The organism is Mucilaginibacter sp. P5_A4 (assembly GCF_056400605.1).
Genome location: NZ_JBFUKX010000002.1, coordinates 81,147 through 103,347, shown reverse-complemented (window position 1 = coordinate 103,347; position 22,201 = coordinate 81,147). Strand labels below are relative to the sequence as shown.

The following is a 22,201-nucleotide window of genomic DNA, read 5'->3' as shown; positions in this document are numbered from 1 at the left end:
TGGGTATATTCTGCGCTAAAAAAAACATACCCGCTGCACTTTTTAATAGGGGATATTAATCTTTACTTTTTTAGAGGCTGTCTAAAAATAAAAAACAGACCGTCATTGCGAGGCACGAAGCAATCCCCAACTTACAGAGTAACTCTGCAAATCCGATCTGTATTTCGGGGATTGCTTCGTCGTACCTCCTCGCAATGACGATCACGAGGAGGTTGTGGTATCCAGACATGTCATTACTGTTTTTTCCAGCTGGGCTGGTGGTACCTCGCAATGACGGCCTGTTTTTTTATTTTTAGACAGCCTCCTGGGTATTAAAAGGCGCTGCAATTACCCAATACAATTGCAGCAGCCTTAGCTTACCGGGCCTAAAAGAAGCCCAGTTTGTTCTTATCATATGAGATCAGCATATTCTTTGTCTGGCGGTAATAGTTCAGCATCATTTTATGATTTTCTCTGCCGAAACCTGATTTTTTATACCCGCCGAATGGTGCATGTGCAGGGTAAGCGTGGTAGCAGTTAACCCAAACGCGGCCGGCCTGTATAGCGCGTGGTACCTGGTAAATTTCGTGCGCGTCGCGGGTCCAAACACCGGCACCTAAACCGTAAAGGGTATCGTTAGCTATTGCAATAGCCTCGTCAACCGTTTTAAAGGTGGTAACAGATACTACCGGGCCAAAAATTTCTTCCTGGAAAATGCGCATTTTATTGTGCCCTTTAAATATGGTTGGTGTAATGTAATACCCGTTTGCCAGGTCGCCGTCAAGCTTTTGTACATCACCCCCTGTCAGTACTTCGGCACCTTCTTTTTTGCCGATATCCAGGTAGCTCAGAATCTTTTCGTACTGATCGTTTGATGCCTGCGCGCCCATCATGGTGGTTGAATCCAAAGGATTACCCATTTTTATGGCTTTGGTGCGGGCTATAACGCGCTCCATAAATTTATCATAAATATTTTCGTGTACCAGCATGCGCGATGGACAGGTACACACTTCGCCCTGGTTTAAGGCAAATAGTACTGCGCCTTCCACAGCCTTATCAAAAAACGCATCATCGGCATCGCCTACAGATTCAAAGAAAATATTTGGCGATTTACCACCAAGCTCCATCGTAACCGGGATCAGGTTTTCTGATGCGTATTGCATGATCAGTCTGCCGGTTGTAGTTTCGCCGGTAAAAGCAACCTTGCTGATGCGCGGGTTAGTAGCTAATGGCTTACCGGCTTCGGGCCCAAAACCGGTAACAATGTTTAACACGCCCGGCGGCAGGATGTCGCCTATCAGTTCCATCAGCACCATAATACTGGTAGGCGTTTGCTCGGCAGGTTTTACAACCACGCAACAACCGGCAGCCAATGCAGGTGCTATTTTCCAGGTGGCCATTAATAAAGGAAAGTTCCAGGGGATAATTTGCCCAACCACGCCAAGAGGTTCCTGCAGGTTGATGCTTACAGTAAACTCATCATGTTCGGATATGCTGCTTTCTTCGGCACGTATGGCGCCGGCAAAATACCTGAAATGATCAACCACCAGCGGCAAATCGGCAGCCATAGTTTCACGGATGGCCTTGCCGTTGTCAATAGTTTCTACTGTGGCCAGGTAACTCAGGTTGTCTTCAATTACCTGTGCTATTTTTAGCAGCAGGTTACTACGCAAAGTTGCTGCGGTTTTGCTCCAGGTTTTAAATGCCGCTGTGGCGGCATCAACAGCTGCCTCAATATCTTCTTTGGTTGATCGTGCAGCCCTGGTAAAAACCTTACCGTCAATAGGCGAAATATTATCAAAATATTCTCCTTTAACGGGCGGAACAAATTTACCGCCAATAAAATTGTCGTACTTATCCTTAAATGATGGTCTTTGCGTTATACTCATAGTGGTTTTTGTTTTTTAATTGGTATAGCTAAGGTAGCTACCGATAATATCAATCATTTGCACAATGCTATCAATTGGGTGCATTATAGTTTCAATTTAAAATTGAATTATAAAGTATCGTTAACTATACCTAACTTGTTTTAAATTAAGCCAATTATGAATGAGAGAAACCTGGTATCTCCGTTTGCCCTAAGCGACAAAAGGGAGTTGCAAACGCTTGTAGAAAACCGTAAGGCTTATACGTTGAACCATTGCGAGCTTAATATTTACGAAACTTACCAGCGCAGCGAGCTTGTGCCACTCACTTTTAGCGACCTGGTGATCACCAGCATGCTGCGGGGCAAAAAAGTAATGCACCTGTTTGATAAACCAGGCTTTGATTATTTGCCCGGCGAAACCGTAATTGTTCCGCCCAATGTTACCATGACCATTGATTTTCCGGAAGCATCTGAGCTTAACCCGGCGCAGTGTACGGCACTGGCTATAAACCACCAGGAGATACAAAGTACGCTTGATTTTTTGAACGAGAATTACCCGCGTGCCAATAATGATAAATGGCAGCTTAATTACCAGCAGTTTCATTTTTTTAATAACCATGAGCTGGCGCAACTTATTAACAAGCTCATCAGCATAAGTACCGGCGATGTGCTCACCAAAGATGTACTGGCCAACCTCACCCTCAAGGAGTTGCTCATCCGCATTATGCAGATGCAAAACCTGCGCCATGTAAAAGAGAACCTGCAGCAGCTATCGGCCGGTAACCGTTTTGCTTACATTTTGCAATACATAAAAAGTCATCTTACCGAAAAACTGAACATTGATGCCCTTAGCCAGATGGCCTACATGAGCAAGGCCAGTTTCTTTAGGGCCTTTAAACATGAAATGGGCATATCGCCGGTTGATTTTATTATTAAGGAGCGGATAGAGTTTGCCAAGCAGCTTTTACGCAACCCTTACTGCAGCATTGCCGATGCCTGTTTTAAAGCCGGTTTTAATAACCAGCACTATTTTAGCCGGGCTTTCAGAAAAATTGCAGGCACCACACCAAGTTTATATAAAGCCGGCATATTGAAAATTGTTAATTAAGAGACTTTCAGACAAAGGACTTTCGGACAAAGGACTTTTAGAGCAAGGAGTAAAGACTTTTGGACAAAGGATGTGTTTGCCTTTTCTTGTCCTTCGTCTTTGCTCTTTTGTCCTTTGTCCGAAAGTCTGAAAATCTGAAAGTCTTTTGTCCTTCGTCCAAAAGTCCTTCACCTGACCGATACCGTACATGCCCTTGTATCAAAAATGAACGGATAGTTAATTTTAATTATTTTAAATAGCTGAAAATCAGATTGTTAAAACCATGGCATTAGCTTTGCTTCATGCTTTTTATTAAGGGATAGCATCATGAAGCATCACAAACCACTGGAACGGCGTACATTTTCGCAAGACCGTTTCGACATCCTGATTAAAAGACAAAGAAGCGGAAAAGCAACCTTTAACGAACTCACCGAGCTGGATGATATTGTGAACCGCGACCCCGCCATACGTGAAAGCATCCTGGTTGAAATGCAGGAGTTAGATACACCGCCCGAAGACCAGCCCCCTGTTGAAACGCCTGTTATTGTTCCCGTAAAAAAGCGTGGATTGCTTGATATTATATGGTCGTTTATTAACAGGTTGTTTATGGCCGAAACAGCAACGCTTGGAGCGGTTGTGATTTAAACTTTGTTTACCCATCAAATATTTACGCCCTGATTTATTATATTTAGCCTAAACTAAATCATCGCAATAATATGACCACTACTGCCGCTACCGAACCCATCTACTGGTCTGGTGCGCAAAAAATAGGCTTAAGGTTTTTCCTGGTGTTTTTTTTGCTGTACATATTTTTTAACCCCAATGGCACCATCCCATTTTTAGATGCCGCCTCGGACTACTACATTCAGCCATTTCATAAACTAATTCCCTGGCTGGCCGCCCATGTACTGCATATGGCCAGCCCCATAACCGTATTTACCAATGGCAGCGGCGATACTACTTATGATTACCTGATCATATTGTTCAGCATTGTAGTGGCTGGTTTAAGTGCCGGTATTTGGTCGGTAGCCGACAGAAAGGCCCGCAATTATAATAAGCTGTTTTACTGGGTTTGCGTAATAGTGCGTTATTATGTGGCTATCACCATGCTTACCTATGGCTTTATAAAGGTGATTAAACTCCAATTCCCGTCGCCTTCACCCACCCGCTTGCTGGAGCCCTTTGGCAATGCATCGCCCATGGGCCTGGCCTGGACGTATATGGGTTACTCCACCGGTTTTAATTATTTTACCGGTTTGGCCGAGATTAGCTGTGGCTTGTGCCTGCTTTTCCGTAAAACAACAACGCTGGGTGCAATTTTAGGTATAGTAGTTGCCGGTAACATTATGGCCATAAACTATTGTTTTGATGTGCCGGTTAAGTTGCTATCAACTATGCTGGTATTAATGTCGTTGTTTTTGCTGATTAAAGATGCACTGCGTTTAATTAATTTCTTTTTGCTAAACAAGGCTGCTCCGCCATCAAACATAGCCCCGCACCGTTTTAAGGCCAGGTGGAAAAACATCACCTTAAGCAGTATTAAATACGTTTTTATAGCCTATGTGCTTGTTGGGTACACCATAAGTAATTTACAGGCTGCACAACACTATGGCGATAAGGCCCAAAAGCCGCCTTTTTATGGCATTTATAATGTGCAAAGCTTTGTGCGGAATAAGGACACCATTGCACCGCTTACTACTGATACCACAAGATGGGCAAAACTGATCATTAGCTATGCCGATAACGCGCGGATTAAATTGATGAACGATAGTTTAAAAAACTACAGTTTTAAACCCGACCTTAAAAAACACACCATCGTTATACATAACTTTATTGACACAGCCGATAAACACCAGTTTACTTACACCGAAACTAAAAATGGCGACCTGCTGCTAAAAGGCAAATGGAATAAAGATTCGCTGATGATCAGCCTCAAAAAATACGATCTGAATAATTTTTTATTACTAAGGCGTGGGTTTCATTGGGTGAATGAGTATCCGTTGAACAGGTAGATATGTATGCGTGCCATTTAAAACAGTAATATGTATAATTACATGGTTACCAAAAAACGTTTATATTGCCCTTGCTAACCAATTAAACTAAAACCATGAAAACAAACCTGCACCTGATAAGTCTGTTGCTGCTTTTTATTTTGCCGTCCCTAACTTTTGCGCAGCCGGGTACCAGCAACAAACCTGTTTCGGCCAGGGTGCGGGTTATTATTGATAATGATTTTAGCGGCGATCCGGATGGTTTATTTGCGCTCGCCCACCTTATATTATCGCCATCTGTAGAGATCAGGGGCATTATTGGCTCGCACCTTAAAGTGGGCGATGGATTTGATAACTCCAAAACCCAGGCAGACAATGCCGTAAAAAAAGCAGCCGAACTGCTAACCCTCATGAAACTGAATGGCCGGATGCCGGTAATTGCCGGATCAAACACGGGCATGCTTAATGACAGTACCCCTGTTAAAAGCGCAGCCGTGGATTTTATTATTAAAGAAGCATCACGTACGGATACATCATTGCCCTTATACGTACTTTGCGGAGCCGGCCTTACCGAAGTTGCCTCAGCTGTTTTAACCAACCCCCAAATAGCAGGCAAATTTACCTTAGTTTGGATAGGCGGCCCCGAATACAGCGACCTGGCATTACCACCGCCCAATTATTCAAATCCCGAGTATAACCTTAATATTGATATTGCTGCTGCAAGGGCCGTGTTTAACCATTCGCAATTGAAATTATGGCAGGTACCCCGTAATGCTTACCGCCAGGCTATATTGCCGTACTCGCAATTGCAAACCCGGATAAAACCCCGGGGCGAAATAGGGAAGTACTTAAACAATGTACTTGAAAACCTCATGGTCCGCTTACAGCAATATCACCTTAATATTGGCGAAACCTATATTTTAGGCGATAGTCCGCTGGTATTGCTTACCGCGCTGCAATCCTCCTTTGAGCCCGACCCTTCAAGCAGCGATTATGTGCTGAAGCCCTGCCCGTGGATAAATGTACAAGGCGCATATGAGTATAACGCCAATGGTCGAAACATCAGGGTTTATCAGCACCTGGATATTAACCTGATGTTTAATGATTTTTTTGCCAAGCTGGAGATGCTTTAAAGGTGCTATTGAACTTTAAAGCAACAGAATAAATTAAAACCAATACCGCCCCCCGTCCGTTGGAGGTAGACGAAATGTATCAAACCAGTATTCCCGGTGTTGTAATAAGTAAGGAATTGATTAATGAGGAGTTTTGAGCTCACATCTTTTTCTCAATCGCGATCAAAGGTATTGCTGCAAATGCAATCAGCAGCATAAACGCCGCCGTTACCAGGAAAAGGTTTGAGCCCAGTGTATGGTACAAAAACGCCCCGCTAATAAGGCCGATGATACTGGCCAGGCTGCCCGCACTGCCTGCAAAACCTTGTATTTTGCCCTGCACCTGCGCGTTCCCCGTGTTGGATAACAGGGCGATAAAGGAGGGCCACATGATGCCATTGCCAATAGCAAAAAGCAGGGCAGAAGAATAGATAAGCACCATGCTCTCAAATTTTAAAAGCACAAAACAGGTGCAAAGAATGAGGCTGCCGGTTATTACCAACACAGCGCCCGAAACACGTTTGGCAATAAAGCTCAATACAGGCCCCTCTATTAAAACCATTGTACCACTTAAAAACGAAAAGTAGATGCCCAGTTTTAAAACATTCCAGTGCAGCTGCCCGGCAGCATAAACCGGGAAACCAACATAAAAGAAGTTAAAGCCTAAGAATATAAGGAAGTAAAGGGTCAAAAAATAAGGTACATAAGGCAGGTTAAAAACTTCCTTCAATCCTTTTAAATTGGTTTGTTTTATAAGGATGGGGCCAGGGACGTCTTCTTTTTTAACCTGTGGCTCACGTATCCGCAGCCAGATAACCAGTAAAGCAATTAGCGAGATGAACGCCGTAACTATCACCGGTAATATATTGCCTAATATGGTTGCCCCCAATAAACCAGCCAGCAATGGTCCAAAAATAAGCCCCATATTGGATGCAGCGGCCATACGTCCAAAATTTTGCTTGCGGTCGTCTTTTACAGAAATATCTGCCACATAAGCATTTGCTACAGACATATTACCGCCGGTGAGGCCATCCAGGGCTCTCCCTAAAAAAATGAGCAGCAAAGGAATACTGAATATCAGGTTGTTGGTTAGTTTTATTTGTTGATTGGGTATAATTAAACCTGTTAAAAATATAAGCCAGGCCACAAAGGTGCCAGCCTCGCTCAGGAGCAGGATTTTTTTACGCCCGAACTTGTCAGACCAGTTGCCCAGTATAGGCGCCCCTATCAGTTGGAAAAAGGAATACGTAGCACTCAAAAAACCATATACCACCTCGTGCCCGCCAAGTTTTAAAACAATAACCACCAAAAACGGGATAACAACACTAAAGCCCAGGGCATCAATAAAGTTTACCAGCAATATGGGGAATAGGGTTGCTTTGGAGGTGCTTGATGCCATTAAATGGAACAGGTTTGATTTTATTATAATACAGGTAACTTAAAGATAAGTTTTTGATCATGAATTGCCTGCATTGCCAAATGAAGGTAAGTGTGTGTTTTTAATCACATGCACTTTTTAACAAAGCATTTTGAACCTTTTAACAAAGTTGAGCTTGTGAATACCCCCGATATTTGTCATAACAAAAAGTAAAAAAGAAATGGAAAAAATTTGGTTTATAACAGGCAGCTCCCGCGGATTGGGGCGCAGCCTTACCGCAGCAGTACTTGCCAAAGGCGATAAGGTAGCTGCAACGGCGCGTAATACAGCACAATTAAATGACCTGGCAGATCAGTATCCCGGCCAGTTGTTTCCCGTTAAGCTGGATGTAACCAGCCAGGAGCAGATCAACGCGGCGGTTGAAAGTACAATACAGCACTTCGGTCGTATAGATGTATTGGTGAACAATGCTGGTTTCGGCATCACCGGTGCAGCCGAAGCATATACAGATGAGCAGGTGCGCAGCCAGCTGGAAACAAACCTGTATGCTCCCATTGCTATCACGCGTGCTGTATTGCCTTATATGCGCAAGCAGCGTTCGGGCCATATCCTGCAAATCAGCTCAATTGGGGGTAGGGTAGGTAGCGTTGGTCTTACCATTTATCAATCTGCTAAATTTGGCTTAAGTGGTTTCAGTGAAGGCTTAGCCCGGGAAGTGGCGCCTTTGGGTATAAAAGTTGTTGTTGTTGAACCGGGCGGTTTCCGTACCGATTGGGCGGGCGACTCGATGACCTATGCAAAATCTATTGAAGGTTATGAAAGTTCTGTTGGTAAAAGGGCCGAGTTTTTCCAGAGCGGAAAATTTATACCGGTGGGCGATCCGGATAAGGCGGCAAAAGTTATGATTGACATAGTTGGAGAGCCCGAGCCGCCATTACATTTAATATTAGGGAGCGAAGGGGTAGCCCTTGTAAAAAACGCTGAACTGGCAAAACTGGCCGAGCTGGAAAAATGGTACCAGCTTAGTATTTCGACAGACCACGATGAATCGGAAAATTTCTTTGAATCTGAACAGGGTAAATTATACCTGAGTATGAAAAAATAAGAGAAAAGACATTGATAACAATGCAGCCCGGCACCTGCATTGTTATTATTTATAAATTTGAAACTGATATGCTTAAGCAGGAAAAAGCGCCGATATTACAGCAAATACGCCATACATGTTATGTAACCAATAGCAGGGAGGGTGAGCAGTTTGTGCCCGAACATGTTTTTAGCTACCAAGTTGCCGGTTCAATCGAGATTAACGACGGAACCCACTCATATACAGTTAATGAAGGAGATTTTAGGCTGAGCAAACGCAATCAGCTTATTAAATTTATAAAGCGGCCACCCTTAAATGGCGAGTACAGAGCACTATCTGTTTACCTTGACCAGGAAACATTGCGAAACTTTAGTATAGCGTATGGGTTGAAATCGGATAGGCATGATATGGGAGGCCCGTTCATTAACCTGAAGCCACATCCTTTGTACAGGAGCTTTATGGATTCGCTGCTGCCTTACCAGCAAACGGGGCATGCTATCAGTGATGATCTGCAGCGATTAAAGCTACAGGAGGCCGTCCTGATATTACTGCAGGCCAATCCCGAACTTAAAGATGTTTTATTTGATTTTAGCGAACCCGGCAAAATAGACCTGGAAGGTTTTATGAATAAAAACTATCACTTTAACGTTCACCTTAACAGGTTTGCTTATTTAACAGGCAGAAGCCTGGCTACCTTTAAGCGCGATTTTGAAAAGATATTTCACATTACCCCAAACAGGTGGTTGCAGCAGCGCAGGTTGCAGGAAGCGCATTACCTTATTAAAGAAAAAGGCCAGGCCCCCTCAGCTATTTACCTCGACCTGGGCTTTGAAGATCTGTCGCATTTTTCGTTTGCGTTTAAAAAAGCTTATGGCGTAGCTCCATCCAGGATTTAATTATTAATTAATCAAAGCTTCGCCGGATTGCCGATTAACAATATTAAAAATATTTTTTATTGACTGTAACCCTGTTGTTTTAATTAACGTACAAGAAGGTGTAAAGGTTAATTAATTTATTGGTTTGAATTTTTGTTTAGGAACTCCCGGATGCCAGCCGGGAGTTTTTTTATTTTGAGTAATAGTTAAAACGGTAATTTTAAAGGTTCATACCGCCGGATACCTCTATCCGTTGCGCATTTATCCACCGGGCCTCTTCTGTGCATAAAAATGCAACTACGCCACCAATATCATCCGGCAAACCTACACGGCCCAATGCGGTTATACCTGCAACATGATCATTTACATGCTGGTTGTCGCGTACCATACCGCCGCCAAAATCTGTTTCAATGGCGCCGGGAGCAACCGCGTTAACAGCAATTCCACGTGCGCCTAATTCTTTGGCCATGTACCTTGTTAGTACTTCAACACCGCCTTTCATTGATGCATATGCTGCATAACCCGGCATACTGAAGCGGGCCAAACCGGTTGATATATTGATGATGCGGCCGCCATCATTAATAATTGGCAGTGCTTTCTGGCTTAAAAAGAACACGCCTTTTAAATGGATATTGAAAAGCAGGTCGAAGTCTTCTTCAGTAGTTTCGGCAAAAGGTGCACCAACCCCAATACCGGCATTGTTTATTAAAAAGTCGAAGTGACTGGTATTAAAAGTATCCTTAAGTACCTCTTTTAACTGGGCGAAAAAATTATCGAAACTTTTAACATCGCCGGCGTTGAGTTGTAAAGCCGCAGCTTTAAGACCAGCTTTCTCAATTTCGGCCACTACGGCCTGTGCCTCATCTTGTTTACTGTGATAGGTAAGTATCACGTTAATGCCTTTTTTGGCAAGGCTTAGCGCCATATTTTTACCCAACCCGCGGCTGCCGCCGGTTACAAGGGCTATTTTATTTGTTGGTTCCATTTTTCTGTTTTAATTTGATAGAACAAAGTTAACATGTAAAATAACCGGCGGTTTGCACACATCAATCCAATGTTTGCGAAAATCAAACAGGCTGCAAGCCAAAGGCAAAAAGCGGAAGGCTGAACGCAAAAACTGCAGAGGTAAAAGATTTCAGATATTCTGAGTTTATTGCTTTTCGCTTTAAGCCTTCAGCTTTCAGCTGGCTTTCCATCCGCTTAATTTTTTCGGAATAAACATTTTCCTTATATTAGGTCAAAACACCTTACACATGAAAAAACTGATCTTATTGCTATTGGTGGTCTTTCCATTTTTTGGGCATGCACAAACGTTCAGGGTAAGTATCGATGCCGCGCTTGGCGAAAAAGACCTGGATGGCAGGTTATTACTGTTGCTCTCCAAAAACAATAAGGCCGAACCCCGTTTCCAGGTTGGCGATGCCGCCAATACACAATTAGTTTTTGGTATGGATGTAGATGGATGGAAACCCGGCGCCACCCAATTGATAGATGTGCAGGCCGTTGGTTACCCGCTCGAGCGTTTAAAGGATGTACCTGCCGGCGACTACTATGTACAGGTGCTGTTGCATAAATACGAAACTTTCCATTTAAAAACCGGTCATACCGTAAAACTGCCCATGGACAGGGGCGAGGGGCAGCACTGGAACATAGCGCCAGGCAATATTTATTCGGCCCCAATAAAAATTCATTTCGACCCGGCTGCATCAAACGAAGTATTGCTCACAATCAATAAAATCATCCCGCCAATTGAAGCGCCGAAGGATACCAAATACATTAAGCACATCAAAATTCAAAGCAAGCTGCTTACCGAATTCTGGGGCAGGCCGATGTATTTAGGGGCCAATATTTTGCTGCCGGCCGGTTTTGATGAGCACCCTAAAGTAAAATATCCGTTGGCTATTTTCCACGGCCATTTCCCGGCCGATTTGGAGGGTTTCAGCACCACACCGCCCGATAAAAATTTAAAGCCCGATACCTCGGCACGTTTCCATATAACCGGCTACAATAAAATTGTGCAGCAGGAAGCTTATGACTTTTACAGGCAATGGACAGGTCCGGGGTTTCCCCGGGTACTCGCTATCGAGATTCAGCATGCCAACCCTTATTATGATGATTCGTATGCTGTAAACTCGGCCAATTTAGGTCCGTACGGTGATGCGATAACCTATGAGCTGATCCCGGAGATTGAAAAGGAGTTCAGAGGAATAGGAAAGGGATGGGCGAGGTTCATGTACGGTGGCTCAACGGGTGGCTGGGAGGTATTGGCAGCGCAGGTATTTTACCCCAATGAGTACAATGGCTGTTACGCCGCCTGCCCCGACCCGGTAGACTTTCACCATTATACTACCATCGATATTTACAACGATAAAAACGCATATTACCCCACAAGCGATTTCAAAAAAACACCCCGCCCGGCCGAGCGCGATTACCTTGGCCATGTAAGCGCCACCCTAAAAGAAGTTAACCAACGAGAGCTTGCCCTGGGCAGCCGTAGCCGCAGCGGCGACCAGTTTGATGTATGGGAGGCGGTTTTTTCGCCTATGGATAAGGATGGTTATCCGCAGCGTATTTTTGATAAATATACAGGAACAATTGATACAAGCGTTGCCGCTTACTGGCGAAATCACTTTGACCTTACCCACATCATTCAGCGTGATTGGCCTAAGATAGGCGAAAGCCTTAAGGGGAAAATTCATATTTACGTAGGTGATATGGATACCTATTACCTCAACAATGCTGTTTACAGTGCCGAGGATATGCTGAAAAAGCTAAACAACCCCAATTGCGGCTGCGAAATTGACTACGGCGACCGTGCCGAACATTGCTGGAACGGCGACCATACCCAGCCCAACTATATCAGCCGCCTGCGTTACCACCAAATGTTTATCAAAAAGTGGGCTGCCGAGGTTAAAACAAGGGCTCCTAAAGGGGCCGATTTGAAAAGTTGGACGTATTGAAATTAAAAAACTTCTGGTCTTCCGCTTACTATTTTCAATGTAAACGAATCCAGATAACCAGGTTCATCACAATTTAAAACCCGGCGCTACTCCTTGTATCAACCGGGATCACATAAACTAAAACAGGATTGGAAACAAAAACATTAAAAAAAATGATGGCCAACTCCGGGATTGCAATTACTAAATTGCCGGTGGTATGCGATTCTGCATGCCAACCGGGTAAAACATTAACTCACACCGCAAAAGCCGGGTTACCAACCCAGGGAAAGGCTTTTTTTACCAATATATTTGATACTGCCGACTGGCCAGCAAGGTGGCATTGCGGTAACTGGACAGACTTTCACGGCTGGTTATACATATTGTCAGATCTTGCCATTGGCACCGCCTATTTTGCTATCCCTTTATTACTTTTTTTATTGCTGAAAAAGCGAAAAGATATTCCGTTCCCCAGGGTATTCTGGTTATTTATTGCGTTTATCATGCTGTGCGGAACTACACACTTTTTAGATGCTGTTATTTTTTGGTGGCCGGCATATCGGCTAAGCGCTTTAGTGAGGTTTGCAACCGCTGTAGTTTCTCTGTTTACCGTGTACTTTTTGTACAAAGTTTTGCCGATGATCTATAAGATCAGGACCCAGAAGGAGTTGGAAATTGAGATAGAGGAAAGAAAAAAAGCCGAGCAGGAAGCAAAAAACCACGAAATTTTAAAGCAAGCAACAGAAGAGTTGATGGCGAAAAAGGATGAGTTTATGAGTATTGCCAGCCATGAACTTAAAACCCCAATTACCAGTGTAAAGGCATCGTTGCAGTTATTGGAAAGAATGGTTGCTAAAAATGATGATTTAAAAACGATATCGCCTTTTGTTACAAAGGCGGTTAATCAAACCAATAAACTTACCGGGATTATAAATGATTTGATGGATGTTACCAAAATCCAGGCCGGAAAGTTGGAATTAAATAAAACTGATTTTAATTTGATGGAGTTAATTGTGGAAAGCGCAGAGCAATGTAAGGCTGGAATTGACCGGGAAGTGCTTATAGATGGACCTGAAGATTTAATAATAAATGCCGACAGAAGAAAGATAGACCAGGTTGTTGCTAACCTGCTGACCAATGCTTTCAAGTACGCCGACTTACAGGAACCGGTTACCATCAGGTTTGAAAAGTTATCTGCCGACCTGATCAAATTTTCAGTTATTGATAAGGGTATTGGTATTCCGGCAGAAAAAATTGAACATATTTTCGATAGGTTTTACAGGGTTGAAAACACCTCTCAAAATTACCCGGGCGTAGGGCTGGGGCTTTATATTTCTTCTGAAATTATTAAACAGCATCGGGGCGAAATTGGTGTTGAAAGTACCATAGGAAAAGGATCAACATTTTGGTTTACTATTTGAGGTTATATGATAACACTTCAACCTATTTAGGTGTCAGGCTTGTTTTTATCATATTTCCATTGTCCATAACTTTTTGTCCAGCCCTGGGTTTTATACCTGTACCAAAAATGGAGGCATAAGGAAAAAACAAACAGAACCGGAAAAATGATCCAAAGTAATTTGCTTCCCCAAAAAAAGTAAAGCATACCACCGATTAAAATATATTTCAAAATTCTGAACCAAACAGGCTGGGAATGTTTGGAAAATGCAACTTCCAGTTCGCGTTTAATAATTTCAGATCGTTTCATGCTGATGTGGGTTTATAGTAGTGTCATGTCAACTGATGCTTAGTCTTTAGTCGAAAGTCTTAAGTTCTAAGTCAAAAAAAGAACAAATCCGGCTTATGACTTACGAGATAGTGCATTTACAAGGTAATTTATTACGATTTTATTTCCTCAATTGTTGTGTCGCCACAGATCATCCAAAGTCAGATACATTGGACATCATGGCATGTTAAAAAATGTATCTTTATAACAACCTTTTATTTATGGATATGCTTAAATGTTTGTTGTTAATAACAATTTCAAGTTGTTTAATAATTTGCTTTACCGGGGCAAGGCCCGTTAACTTAAAGATCGTAAATCATAAAATTAAAATCACAGCTTCTTCTGCTTACCTTAAAAATAAGCATAACTCTTCAGCCAAAAAAGTAAACAGTATACAGTTAGCAAGGCCGCTGCCGCGAATCGCTATTGCGGGGCTCGGGATAGAATCGAGCACGTTTTCGCCGGCACTTACGGATGAGGCGGCTTTTCACGCAAAATATAGTTCGGAAGTATTTAGTTCATACCCGTTTTTGGCGATTGATTCGCCTGTTCGCAAAAAGGCGGTATGGTTTCCTGCTGTGGTAGGTAAAAGCCTGCCCGGCGGGGCGGTTACAAGGCAGGCCTATGAGTCACTGGTAAATAAAATGCTGGATTCGCTTAAAAAATATGCGCCGTATGATGGTTTATACCTTGATATTCATGGTGCTATGAGCGTAGTAGGGCTTGATGACCCGGAGGGCGATCTCATCATACGGATCAGGAAAGTAGTTGGAAAAAAAACAATCATCTCTACTTCTATGGACCTGCATGGCAATGTTTCCTGGCGGCTGGCACAAAATACCGACCTGATTACCTGTTACCGGATGGCCCCGCATGAAGATGCCATGCAAACCAAGCAACGGGCTGTACAGAATTTGATTGACAGGATTGAAAGCGGTAAAGGAAAACCCAGATACAAAGCTTATATCCCGATACCTATATTGCTGCCCGGCGAAAAAACAAGTACACGCATAGAACCCGGTAAAAGCATCTATAAAGCGGTTGCACCCGCAGCGGCGCAAGCTGGGATTACCGACGCTGCCATATGGATAGGCTACGCCTGGGCCGACGAACCGCGCAATCATGCGGTGGTAATGGTAACAGGCGATGATAAGGACAAGGTATCCCATACTGCCGAACAACTGGCTCGCAGGTTTTGGGATGCCCGGAATGCCTTTGAATTTGTAGCGCCAACCGGCACCTTAAGCGAATGCTTAAGCAAGGCCCTGGCAAGCACAAAGCATCCTTTTTATATCAGCGATTCTGGCGATAACCCTACCGCTGGTGGTGCCGGTGACGCCACCTGGACACTGACGCATATTCTTGCCCGCCCGGAGTTTAAGGCCGATAATGGCCCCACGTTGATTTATGCCTCTATCCCAGCATCCGAATTGGTGAAAAGTGCCATTACAGCAGGTATAGGTGGACACGTGGAGGGTTATGCCGGTGCGTTGGTTGATGCCCGGTATGCTGCCCCGATAAAGCTCTCGGGAACTGTGGAATCTATACAATATGGGGATAAGGATGCCGAGGTTGAAGCAGTGGTGCGGGTTGGGAGTGTACATGTTATTATTACCCAAAAACGTAAGCCCTACCATAAGGAGGTCGACTTTACCCGCCTGGGCCTTAACCCACGCAAAGCTGATATAGTGGTGGTAAAAATTGGTTACCTGGAACCCGAACTTTATGCCATGCGTGCCGACTGGCTGCTTGCCCTGACACCGGGAGGAGTTGACCAGAATATAGAACGCCTGCCTTACCACAGGATCCTGCGCCCCATGTTTCCGCTGGATAAAAATATGAAAGATCCGGATCTTTCAGCTAAGCTGGTTCCATCGTCGGATGGGTTGTGATGGTTGCTCATTAATAAAAAGAGTCATGCCGAACTTGTTTGGGTATCCCATAAGTAAGGTATACCTATATGATGGTTACCTGTCCTGTAAGATCAGGAAACAAGTTCAGGATGAATGATTTCCCTTAGTTTGAAAATAGATAAATAGATCGTCATAGGAGGTACGGAGCAGCCGAGCTGAAAAAAACAGTAATGACATATATGAATACCACAACCGCCTCCTGATCGTCATTGCGAGGAGGTACGACGAAGCAATCCCCAAAATACAGATCGGATTTGCACAGTTACTCTGTAAGTTGGGGATTGCTTCGTACCTCGCAATGACGGGTAAGAGGTTTATGTGTAAAAAAACACATATTGATAATCAATAACTAAAAATCATGTCATTATAAGGTACGAAGCAATGACGGTTGGATATGTGTTTCCCGGACCCGTAAAAACATTATTGGATTAAATTTAAACAGCCTTTTAGCTACCAACTTACGGCGCGGTCAGCGTTTTCCTTTGCACGGTATGTACGCTGAAATATCCCAACGCGCCACCCACAATATTACTTAGTGGATTGGCCGGGGCTGCGTTATTGCCATCGCCGGTAGCACCTGTGGTGAGGCTGAAAAAGTATTTATAAACAGCAGGATCAATGCACTGCATTTCGATGGTTACCTGGTTGCCGGGTCGGATATCCCTTGCCGGGTCGTCATTATCGTTGTTGAAATTTAAGCTGGTGTTAACTTCCTGCCCGTTAGTAAACTCATCATTATCCAACAGTACCGATTCTTCTTTACGGTTGTTTACATATTGTACAAAACGATAGTAGTTTTTGGTAGCGGCAGGGTCATGGTATTTTACGGTTACGTATTTACGCGTGGTACCATCTTTGTTGTCGCCGAAGTCGCTTTTTACCAGGTAAATGCTATCCAATGCTACAGCCGCAGGCATGGCACAGGTTGACGTGAACGATTTACCTGCAACGGTAACGCTCAGTTTATAAATATGGCCGTATGCGCCCTTTAAAGTGCTGTTTTGATAAACCCCGGAGCCGCCTGGTGTAAGCGGATAAACCGTATTATCATCGGTTATACTTACCTGGGCGCCATCAATACCAATTACATCATTATTATCGGTAAAGTTTTTGGTTTGGCTCAGGTTTACTTTGCAGCCGCCGCTTTGGTTGGTAAGCACCCCTTCAACAACGTATTGTGGAGTAGTATCTTTCAGTTTCAGATTGATTGCTTTTTCGCAGGAACTTAACGAGGCTATGAAGAGCGGGATTATTAAATATTTTACAGGCGTATGCATTGGCTTAAAATTTAAAGTTATAGGTGATGGATGGTACAAAAGTGAACAAAGTGGTCCTTACCGCTTCTGTACGACTTGGGTCGGTTTTATTATTGCGGAAAAAGATACGGTACGCGTTGTGGTTACCCAGGGCATTATACAAGCTAAAGGTAAGGTCCGATTCAAATTTCGCACTTTTCTTCAACTGGCGTGTTGCGCCCAGGTCAAGCCTGTTGTAGGCGGGCATCCGGTCGGCATTGCGGCTGGTGTAGTAGTAATAGTTGGCGCCATCCACCTGGTACTTACCGTTGGGGAAGGTTACAGCATCGCCGGTATAGTAAACAAAATTGGCAGATAGGGTCCATCGCCCGGTGGCTTTAAACATGGCTACAATGGCAAGGTCATGTGTTCGGTCCTGGCGGGCATTGTACCATTCGTTATCGTTGATGCCATCTATCTTGCGTTCGGTTTTTGATAGTGTATAGCTTATCCAGCCGGTTAAACGGCCGGTTTTCTTTTTTAGCAAAAACTCTGCGCCATACGCTCTTCCTTTGCCGTAAAGTAACTGCGTTTCTATGGGTTGGTTGGTGAAAACATTGGCGCCATTACGGTAGTCTACCTGGTTTTGTAATTTTTTATAATAAGTCTCGAAGGTGAACTCATACTGGTGATCTTTAAAGTCCCGATAATAACCAACCGAAAGCTGGTCGGCCAGCTCGGGTTTGATAATGTTGGTACTGGCTACCCATTTATCTGTTGGCGAGCCGGAATTGGAGTTGGAGATGAGGTGTAAATTTTGCGCGTTACGGGCATATGATGCTTTTACCGAACTGTAATCGTTCAAAGAGTATGCTGCTGCAATGCGTGGTTCGGGGTTTACATAGGTTTTAACCACCTGGCCAGATGTGTAATGTGTTGCCCCAGTTATATTGCCATCGGTATCAAAGGTGTAATAATCGCCCTGGCCAAGTATAGTAAAGGCCGATAAGCGAAGCCCGTAAGTTAAACTAAAGCGGTCGGTAGCTTTCCAGGTGTTGGTGGCATATACCGCATCCTCCAGCGCATACCTGTTTTGGAGACTTTGCGATATAATGCCCGAATTGCCCGTTGATGAAATTTCGCCGGGTTTAATGGTATGGTAAACGCCGTTGAAGCCAAAACTGATGGTGTTTTTATCGCCTGCATAGTATTGCAGGTCTTCCTTTAGGTTAAGGTCTTTTATCTGGGAGAAAATGTTGAATTCGTTTACATCTTCTTTAATGTTAATCTTGTAATCGTAATTACTATAGATCAGCGAGGTGTTGGAGAATAGCTGGCTGTTGAAAATATGGTTCCAGCGAAGCGTCGCGGTTGTATTGCCCCAGTTGATGCCCGCTATATCCCCGGCCTTGAGCACATCCTTGCCAAAATACCCCGAAAGAAATAAACGGTCCTTATCTCCTAAAATATAATTGGCTTTGGCATTGAGGTCGTAAAAATAAAGCTGGCTTTTTTTGGCGATAGAATCCTTTGAAAAAGCCAGGAAGGCATCAGCATAAGTTCTTCGGGCCGAGATAAGAAAGGATGATTTATTTTTCTGGATAGGGCCTTCCACGTTAATCCTGGCTGCTATAAGCCCAACGCCACCGCTTACGCCAAGCTTTTGGTTATTGCCATCGTTCATTTTAATATCCAGCACAGATGAAAGCCTGCCGCCATATTGAGCCGGCATATCGCCTTTATAAATACTGATGTTTTTGATAGCATCCGAGTTAAAGGTAGAGAAGAAACCCAGCAGGTGCGATGCATTGTAAACTGGTGCCTCGTCCAGCAGGATCAGGTTTTGATCTGATGCGCCGCCGCGTACATAAAAGCCGCCGCTGCCTTCGCCGGCAGATTTGATGCCGGGTAATAGCTGGATAGTTTTGATCACATCGCGCTCGCCCAATAATACGGGGATATTTTTGGTTTCCTGGATGCTCAAACGTTCAACCCCCATTTGCGGACTGGCGAGATCGCGGGTGCCGGGTGCTTTGGCCGTGATGGTTACTTCCTGCAGCGCCTGCTCATTGTTGTCCATTGCTATGTTGAGTCGCTGGTTGGCAGTTAATGATACATTTACTACCGTTGTTTTTTGGCCGATAGCGCTTACAGCCAGCTCATGATCTCCTGCTGGTAAGGTAAGGGAGTAAAAGCCGTATTCGTTACTTGATGTACCCTGGTTTACATCTGTTGCCCGGATGCTTGCCCCAATAATGGTTTCGCCGGTTTGTTTTGATTTAATAGTGCCGCTTACGGTGAATTTTCCGCCAACCAGCGCGGCGGGCTGCTTTTTTACTTTTTCGGGGTCATATTTAATCATAATGTCCTTATCAAGTACTGCAAAATTAAAGGGGTGGGGTGCAAGTGCCTTTTTTAAAACATTGCCCAATGGTTGGTTTTGGGCATTGATGCTGAGCTTTACATCGCTTTTGGCAACTGTTTCATTGTAAGTGAATCTTATACCACTAAGGGCAGTAATTTTGTCTAAAGTTTGTTTTAACGGTTCATTATTAATACTTATGGTTATGGTTTTATCAAGCGGACTTTGGGCATAAACTTGTGGATGCACCATTGCTAATATGAACAGTGCATATAGTACCGTTCGGAACCATGCAGGGAAATTGTTTTTCATTGTTGGTGGTAGTTTTTAGATAAGGTACGTGGCCTTGGCCATGTATTGGATTTGAATTAATTAGTTACCCGGTTGATTAACATTAAACCGGATGTTTTTTGAAAAAGGTTAATTTTTAGATGGCAGCTTCTGAAGATAATAGTTGTTGCCGGTGCTGTTCCAATGAGCGTTGTCCATTACAATGCAAAGCATATTCAGCACATTACCAATTGGTTGATCGGTGTTTAAGTGGCCATAATATAAGTCCTTGGCTATACGCGGATCTACATTAATGCGTACACCGTATTGCCGGGCCAGTTCATCGGCAACAGTTTGCAGCATAGCCCCTTCAAAATCATACAAGCCGTTGCGCTGACTAAGAAATTTTGAAGCATCCGGGAAACTTTCTTTAACCAGCAGTCCGTCGTTTTTGTTGAAAACAGCCCTTTGCCTGGCAACCATAATCTGCTGTTGGTTTTTATTTCCTGCCGATGATGCTACGGCTACTTTACCACTTACCACCGTTACTTCGGCAGTACCGGCATCCGGGTATGCCTGCACATTAAAGCTGGTACCCAACACTACGGTTTTGATAGCTCCCGACTGGATGATGAACGGATGAGCGGCATCATGCTTCACTTCAAAAAATGCCTCACCTTCCAGTTTTACCAAACGCTGCTTGTCGCCAAATTTATCCGGGTAGGTGATCCGGGTAGATGGACTGAGCCAAACTTTTGTACCATCGGGCAAACTCATTTGCCGGTGCTGGCCCGCGTTGCTGCTCAATTGTATCTCTTTTACAGGGTAAACGATGTTTAAAATAGCGTTTTTGTAAAAAGCAGCAAAGGCAATAAGCAATACTATAGCCGCTGCAGCAGCTATGTTTCGCCATAAAGAAACTACTTTGCCTTTCGATTGCACAGGCGTTTCCATTTGTGCCGAAATGCGGTTGAAGATACTATCCTTTAGCTGCTCCAAACTGGTATGCTTTGAGCCGGTTAACAATACTTCTTCATCATTGAAACCCGCGTACCATTGCTCAAACCACGCTTTTTCTTCGGGGTTTATGGTGCCTTGTTCCAGCTTATGAGCAAGCTCCTTCGGATCGTAGGAATTGTTTTCCATGGTAAAATGTTTTGACCTTTACACATATAGTCAGTACCAAACGGAAATACCCTTAGTGGGAAATGAAATTTATTTGAGGATGAGGATAAGTAGTACGGGCAGCGAAACTTTCAGAGTTTCCCTAAGTGTACTTAAGGCTTTTGACATATGCGCCTCAACTGTTTTTTGCGATATATTCAGTTCCGCAGCAATCTCGGCATAGGTTTTATTTTCTTCGCGGCTTAAAAGGAAAACTATCCGGCATTTTTCGGGCAGCTGGTTAATGCTATAATCCAGCTGCCGTCTTAATTCTTTTTCGTTGAGCCAGTTATTGGTGGTATCATCTGTTTCGGCGGCGGCGATGGTTATTTCATTCAACTGCAATTGCCTGCGGTGTTGTTTGGCCAGGTGGTTAATCACCTTATATTTAACCGCTACGGACAGATAGGTAGCAACACTATGTGTTAATTCAATGCTTGCCCGGCGCTGCCAGATGCTTAAAAATACCTCCTGCACCACTTCTTCAGCTTCGTGCTCATCACTTAAACGGTGCAGGGCTACGGCAAAGGTTTTATCCCAATAGCGGTTGTAAAGCTCGGTAAATGCTGCGCGGTTGTCAGTCCTGATCAAATCCAGGAGTTGCTGATCTGTATAAGGCTGACTCAGGTTCAAAATGGGCATGTTTTATTCATAGGATGCCCCAATTTGTTATTGGGTGTTGCGTTGATATGACAAAGTTAAATGGCTAAAGTTACACTAAACGTAAATTATGATAAATTTATATGCGCCGGGACAAAGAAATGTTGCTGCCCGGCGTTTGTTTTTATAACAGCTGTTTAATAGGAGCCTTTTTGAATATAAATAATGATAGACCAACAATTTGCATTGCAGTTTGCCGCCGAATGGATAAACTGCTGGAACAAACAGGATTTGGATACCTTGATGACGCATTACACCGATGACTTTTACATCCAAACGCCATATGCCCTGAAAATATACCCCGATTGCGGTGGCATTATTTCGGGCAAAAACAACGTAAGGCTTTATTGGCAAACCGCCCTGAGTAAACTACCCGATCTGCATTTTGAGCTGTTGGAAGTACTCAGCGGCGTAAACAGTATCAGTATATATTATCATAACACCGATAGTGGCAAAAACGCGGTTGAAAATTTGTTTTTTAATGGCTATGGCAAGGTTGAACGGGTTGTGGTGATGTACAATTAAGGTGTTCAATAGGCAATTAACAACAAAATACTTTGCG

18 protein-coding genes are annotated in these 22,201 nt (G+C 43.8%); 10 read left to right on the top strand and 8 right to left on the bottom strand.

What is annotated here, in order from left to right; genetic code table 11:
* Positions 1-365: 365 nt before the first annotated feature.
* A complete protein-coding gene (locus tag AC1DQW_RS02260; protein WP_477452645.1) occupies positions 366-1,868 on the bottom strand; it encodes an aldehyde dehydrogenase family protein in 1,503 nt (500 codons plus the stop codon).
* A gap of 156 nt (positions 1,869-2,024) precedes the next feature.
* Between AC1DQW_RS02260 and AC1DQW_RS02255 the strand changes: the two genes are divergently transcribed.
* The 4 genes from AC1DQW_RS02255 (at position 2,025) to AC1DQW_RS02240 (ending at position 6,057) form a co-directional block, all read left to right on the top strand.
* On the top strand, positions 2,025-2,954 hold the full coding sequence (locus AC1DQW_RS02255; RefSeq protein WP_477452644.1) for an AraC family transcriptional regulator: 930 nt from the start codon (positions 2,025-2,027) through the stop codon (positions 2,952-2,954).
* A gap of 306 nt (positions 2,955-3,260) precedes the next feature.
* On the top strand, positions 3,261-3,578 hold the full coding sequence (locus AC1DQW_RS02250) for a hypothetical protein (RefSeq protein WP_477405617.1): 318 nt from the start codon (positions 3,261-3,263) through the stop codon (positions 3,576-3,578).
* A gap of 71 nt (positions 3,579-3,649) precedes the next feature.
* Positions 3,650-4,945 carry a hypothetical protein gene (locus AC1DQW_RS02245; protein WP_477452643.1) on the top strand — a complete coding sequence of 432 codons (1,296 nt, stop codon included), beginning with the start codon at positions 3,650-3,652 and terminating at the stop codon, positions 4,943-4,945.
* Between the two features lie 95 nt (positions 4,946-5,040).
* Positions 5,041-6,057 carry a nucleoside hydrolase gene (locus tag AC1DQW_RS02240; RefSeq protein ID WP_477452642.1) on the top strand — a complete coding sequence of 339 codons (1,017 nt, stop codon included), beginning with the start codon at positions 5,041-5,043 and terminating at the stop codon, positions 6,055-6,057.
* Between the two features lie 139 nt (positions 6,058-6,196).
* Here AC1DQW_RS02240 and AC1DQW_RS02235 read toward each other — a convergent pair whose 3' ends face one another.
* A complete protein-coding gene (locus AC1DQW_RS02235) occupies positions 6,197-7,435 on the bottom strand; it encodes an MFS transporter (RefSeq protein ID WP_477452641.1) in 1,239 nt (412 codons plus the stop codon).
* 199 nt (positions 7,436-7,634) lie between these two features.
* On the opposite strand from AC1DQW_RS02235, the gene AC1DQW_RS02230 reads away from it, so the two are divergent.
* Together AC1DQW_RS02230 and AC1DQW_RS02225 are read left to right on the top strand one after the other, a co-directional pair.
* Complete coding sequence (locus tag AC1DQW_RS02230) at positions 7,635-8,519, top strand: oxidoreductase (RefSeq protein ID WP_477452640.1); 885 nt, start codon at positions 7,635-7,637, stop codon at positions 8,517-8,519.
* A 68-nt stretch (positions 8,520-8,587) separates the two neighbouring features.
* Positions 8,588-9,394 carry a helix-turn-helix domain-containing protein gene (locus tag AC1DQW_RS02225; protein WP_477452639.1) on the top strand — a complete coding sequence of 269 codons (807 nt, stop codon included), beginning with the start codon at positions 8,588-8,590 and terminating at the stop codon, positions 9,392-9,394.
* Between the two features lie 199 nt (positions 9,395-9,593).
* On the opposite strand, the gene AC1DQW_RS02220 is transcribed toward AC1DQW_RS02225, so the two are convergent.
* On the bottom strand, positions 9,594-10,358 hold the full coding sequence (locus AC1DQW_RS02220; protein ID WP_477452638.1) for an SDR family NAD(P)-dependent oxidoreductase: 765 nt from the start codon (positions 10,356-10,358) through the stop codon (positions 9,594-9,596).
* A 268-nt stretch (positions 10,359-10,626) separates the two neighbouring features.
* Between AC1DQW_RS02220 and AC1DQW_RS02215 the strand changes: the two genes are divergently transcribed.
* A complete protein-coding gene (locus AC1DQW_RS02215; protein ID WP_477452637.1) occupies positions 10,627-12,333 on the top strand; it encodes a hypothetical protein in 1,707 nt (568 codons plus the stop codon).
* A gap of 152 nt (positions 12,334-12,485) precedes the next feature.
* A complete protein-coding gene (locus AC1DQW_RS02210) occupies positions 12,486-13,730 on the top strand; it encodes a sensor histidine kinase (protein WP_477452636.1) in 1,245 nt (414 codons plus the stop codon).
* 26 nt (positions 13,731-13,756) lie between these two features.
* Here AC1DQW_RS02210 and AC1DQW_RS02205 read toward each other — a convergent pair whose 3' ends face one another.
* Complete coding sequence (locus tag AC1DQW_RS02205) at positions 13,757-14,017, bottom strand: hypothetical protein (protein WP_477452635.1); 261 nt, start codon at positions 14,015-14,017, stop codon at positions 13,757-13,759.
* Between the two features lie 239 nt (positions 14,018-14,256).
* On the opposite strand from AC1DQW_RS02205, the gene AC1DQW_RS02200 reads away from it, so the two are divergent.
* Complete coding sequence (locus tag AC1DQW_RS02200) at positions 14,257-15,927, top strand: M81 family metallopeptidase (protein WP_477452634.1); 1,671 nt, start codon at positions 14,257-14,259, stop codon at positions 15,925-15,927.
* 479 nt (positions 15,928-16,406) lie between these two features.
* Here the strand turns inward: AC1DQW_RS02200 and AC1DQW_RS02195 are convergent, their stop codons facing one another.
* From AC1DQW_RS02195 to AC1DQW_RS02180, 4 genes are all read right to left on the bottom strand, one after another.
* Positions 16,407-17,225, bottom strand: a complete 819-nt coding sequence (locus AC1DQW_RS02195; RefSeq protein ID WP_477452633.1) for a DUF4249 domain-containing protein — start codon at positions 17,223-17,225, stop codon at positions 16,407-16,409.
* Between the two features lie 4 nt (positions 17,226-17,229).
* Entirely contained in the window at positions 17,230-19,857 is a 2,628-nt protein-coding gene (locus AC1DQW_RS02190) for a TonB-dependent receptor (protein ID WP_477452632.1), read from the bottom strand.
* A gap of 108 nt (positions 19,858-19,965) precedes the next feature.
* Complete coding sequence (locus AC1DQW_RS02185; protein WP_477452631.1) at positions 19,966-20,961, bottom strand: FecR family protein; 996 nt, start codon at positions 20,959-20,961, stop codon at positions 19,966-19,968.
* A gap of 69 nt (positions 20,962-21,030) precedes the next feature.
* Entirely contained in the window at positions 21,031-21,621 is a 591-nt protein-coding gene (locus AC1DQW_RS02180; protein WP_477452630.1) for an RNA polymerase sigma factor, read from the bottom strand.
* A 183-nt stretch (positions 21,622-21,804) separates the two neighbouring features.
* Between AC1DQW_RS02180 and AC1DQW_RS02175 the strand changes: the two genes are divergently transcribed.
* Positions 21,805-22,164: a nuclear transport factor 2 family protein gene (locus tag AC1DQW_RS02175; RefSeq protein ID WP_477452629.1), complete on the top strand. Its 360-nt coding sequence runs from the start codon at positions 21,805-21,807 to the stop codon at positions 22,162-22,164.
* The last annotated feature ends 37 nt before the right edge of the window (positions 22,165-22,201 follow it).

What these genes read in the sequence shown, in the direction of transcription:
- AC1DQW_RS02210 (WP_477452636.1), top strand. Translation starts at nt 12,486, where the DNA reads ATGATGGCCAACTCCGGGATTGCAATTACTAAATTGCCGGTGGTATGC.
- AC1DQW_RS02200 (WP_477452634.1), top strand. Translation starts at nt 14,257, where the DNA reads ATGGATATGCTTAAATGTTTGTTGTTAATAACAATTTCAAGTTGTTTA.
- AC1DQW_RS02195 (WP_477452633.1), bottom strand. Translation starts at nt 17,225, where the DNA reads ATGCATACGCCTGTAAAATATTTAATAATCCCGCTCTTCATAGCCTCG.
- AC1DQW_RS02260 (WP_477452645.1), bottom strand. Translation starts at nt 1,868, where the DNA reads ATGAGTATAACGCAAAGACCATCATTTAAGGATAAGTACGACAATTTT.
- AC1DQW_RS02255 (WP_477452644.1), top strand. Translation starts at nt 2,025, where the DNA reads ATGAATGAGAGAAACCTGGTATCTCCGTTTGCCCTAAGCGACAAAAGG.
- AC1DQW_RS02185 (WP_477452631.1), bottom strand. Translation starts at nt 20,961, where the DNA reads ATGGAAAACAATTCCTACGATCCGAAGGAGCTTGCTCATAAGCTGGAA.
- AC1DQW_RS02250 (WP_477405617.1), top strand. Translation starts at nt 3,261, where the DNA reads ATGAAGCATCACAAACCACTGGAACGGCGTACATTTTCGCAAGACCGT.
- AC1DQW_RS02175 (WP_477452629.1), top strand. Translation starts at nt 21,805, where the DNA reads ATGATAGACCAACAATTTGCATTGCAGTTTGCCGCCGAATGGATAAAC.
- AC1DQW_RS02205 (WP_477452635.1), bottom strand. Translation starts at nt 14,017, where the DNA reads ATGAAACGATCTGAAATTATTAAACGCGAACTGGAAGTTGCATTTTCC.
- AC1DQW_RS02235 (WP_477452641.1), bottom strand. Translation starts at nt 7,435, where the DNA reads ATGGCATCAAGCACCTCCAAAGCAACCCTATTCCCCATATTGCTGGTA.
- AC1DQW_RS02180 (WP_477452630.1), bottom strand. Translation starts at nt 21,621, where the DNA reads ATGCCCATTTTGAACCTGAGTCAGCCTTATACAGATCAGCAACTCCTG.
- AC1DQW_RS02230 (WP_477452640.1), top strand. Translation starts at nt 7,635, where the DNA reads ATGGAAAAAATTTGGTTTATAACAGGCAGCTCCCGCGGATTGGGGCGC.
- AC1DQW_RS02190 (WP_477452632.1), bottom strand. Translation starts at nt 19,857, where the DNA reads ATGAAAAACAATTTCCCTGCATGGTTCCGAACGGTACTATATGCACTG.
- AC1DQW_RS02245 (WP_477452643.1), top strand. Translation starts at nt 3,650, where the DNA reads ATGACCACTACTGCCGCTACCGAACCCATCTACTGGTCTGGTGCGCAA.
- AC1DQW_RS02215 (WP_477452637.1), top strand. Translation starts at nt 10,627, where the DNA reads ATGAAAAAACTGATCTTATTGCTATTGGTGGTCTTTCCATTTTTTGGG.
- AC1DQW_RS02240 (WP_477452642.1), top strand. Translation starts at nt 5,041, where the DNA reads ATGAAAACAAACCTGCACCTGATAAGTCTGTTGCTGCTTTTTATTTTG.
- AC1DQW_RS02220 (WP_477452638.1), bottom strand. Translation starts at nt 10,358, where the DNA reads ATGGAACCAACAAATAAAATAGCCCTTGTAACCGGCGGCAGCCGCGGG.
- AC1DQW_RS02225 (WP_477452639.1), top strand. Translation starts at nt 8,588, where the DNA reads ATGCTTAAGCAGGAAAAAGCGCCGATATTACAGCAAATACGCCATACA.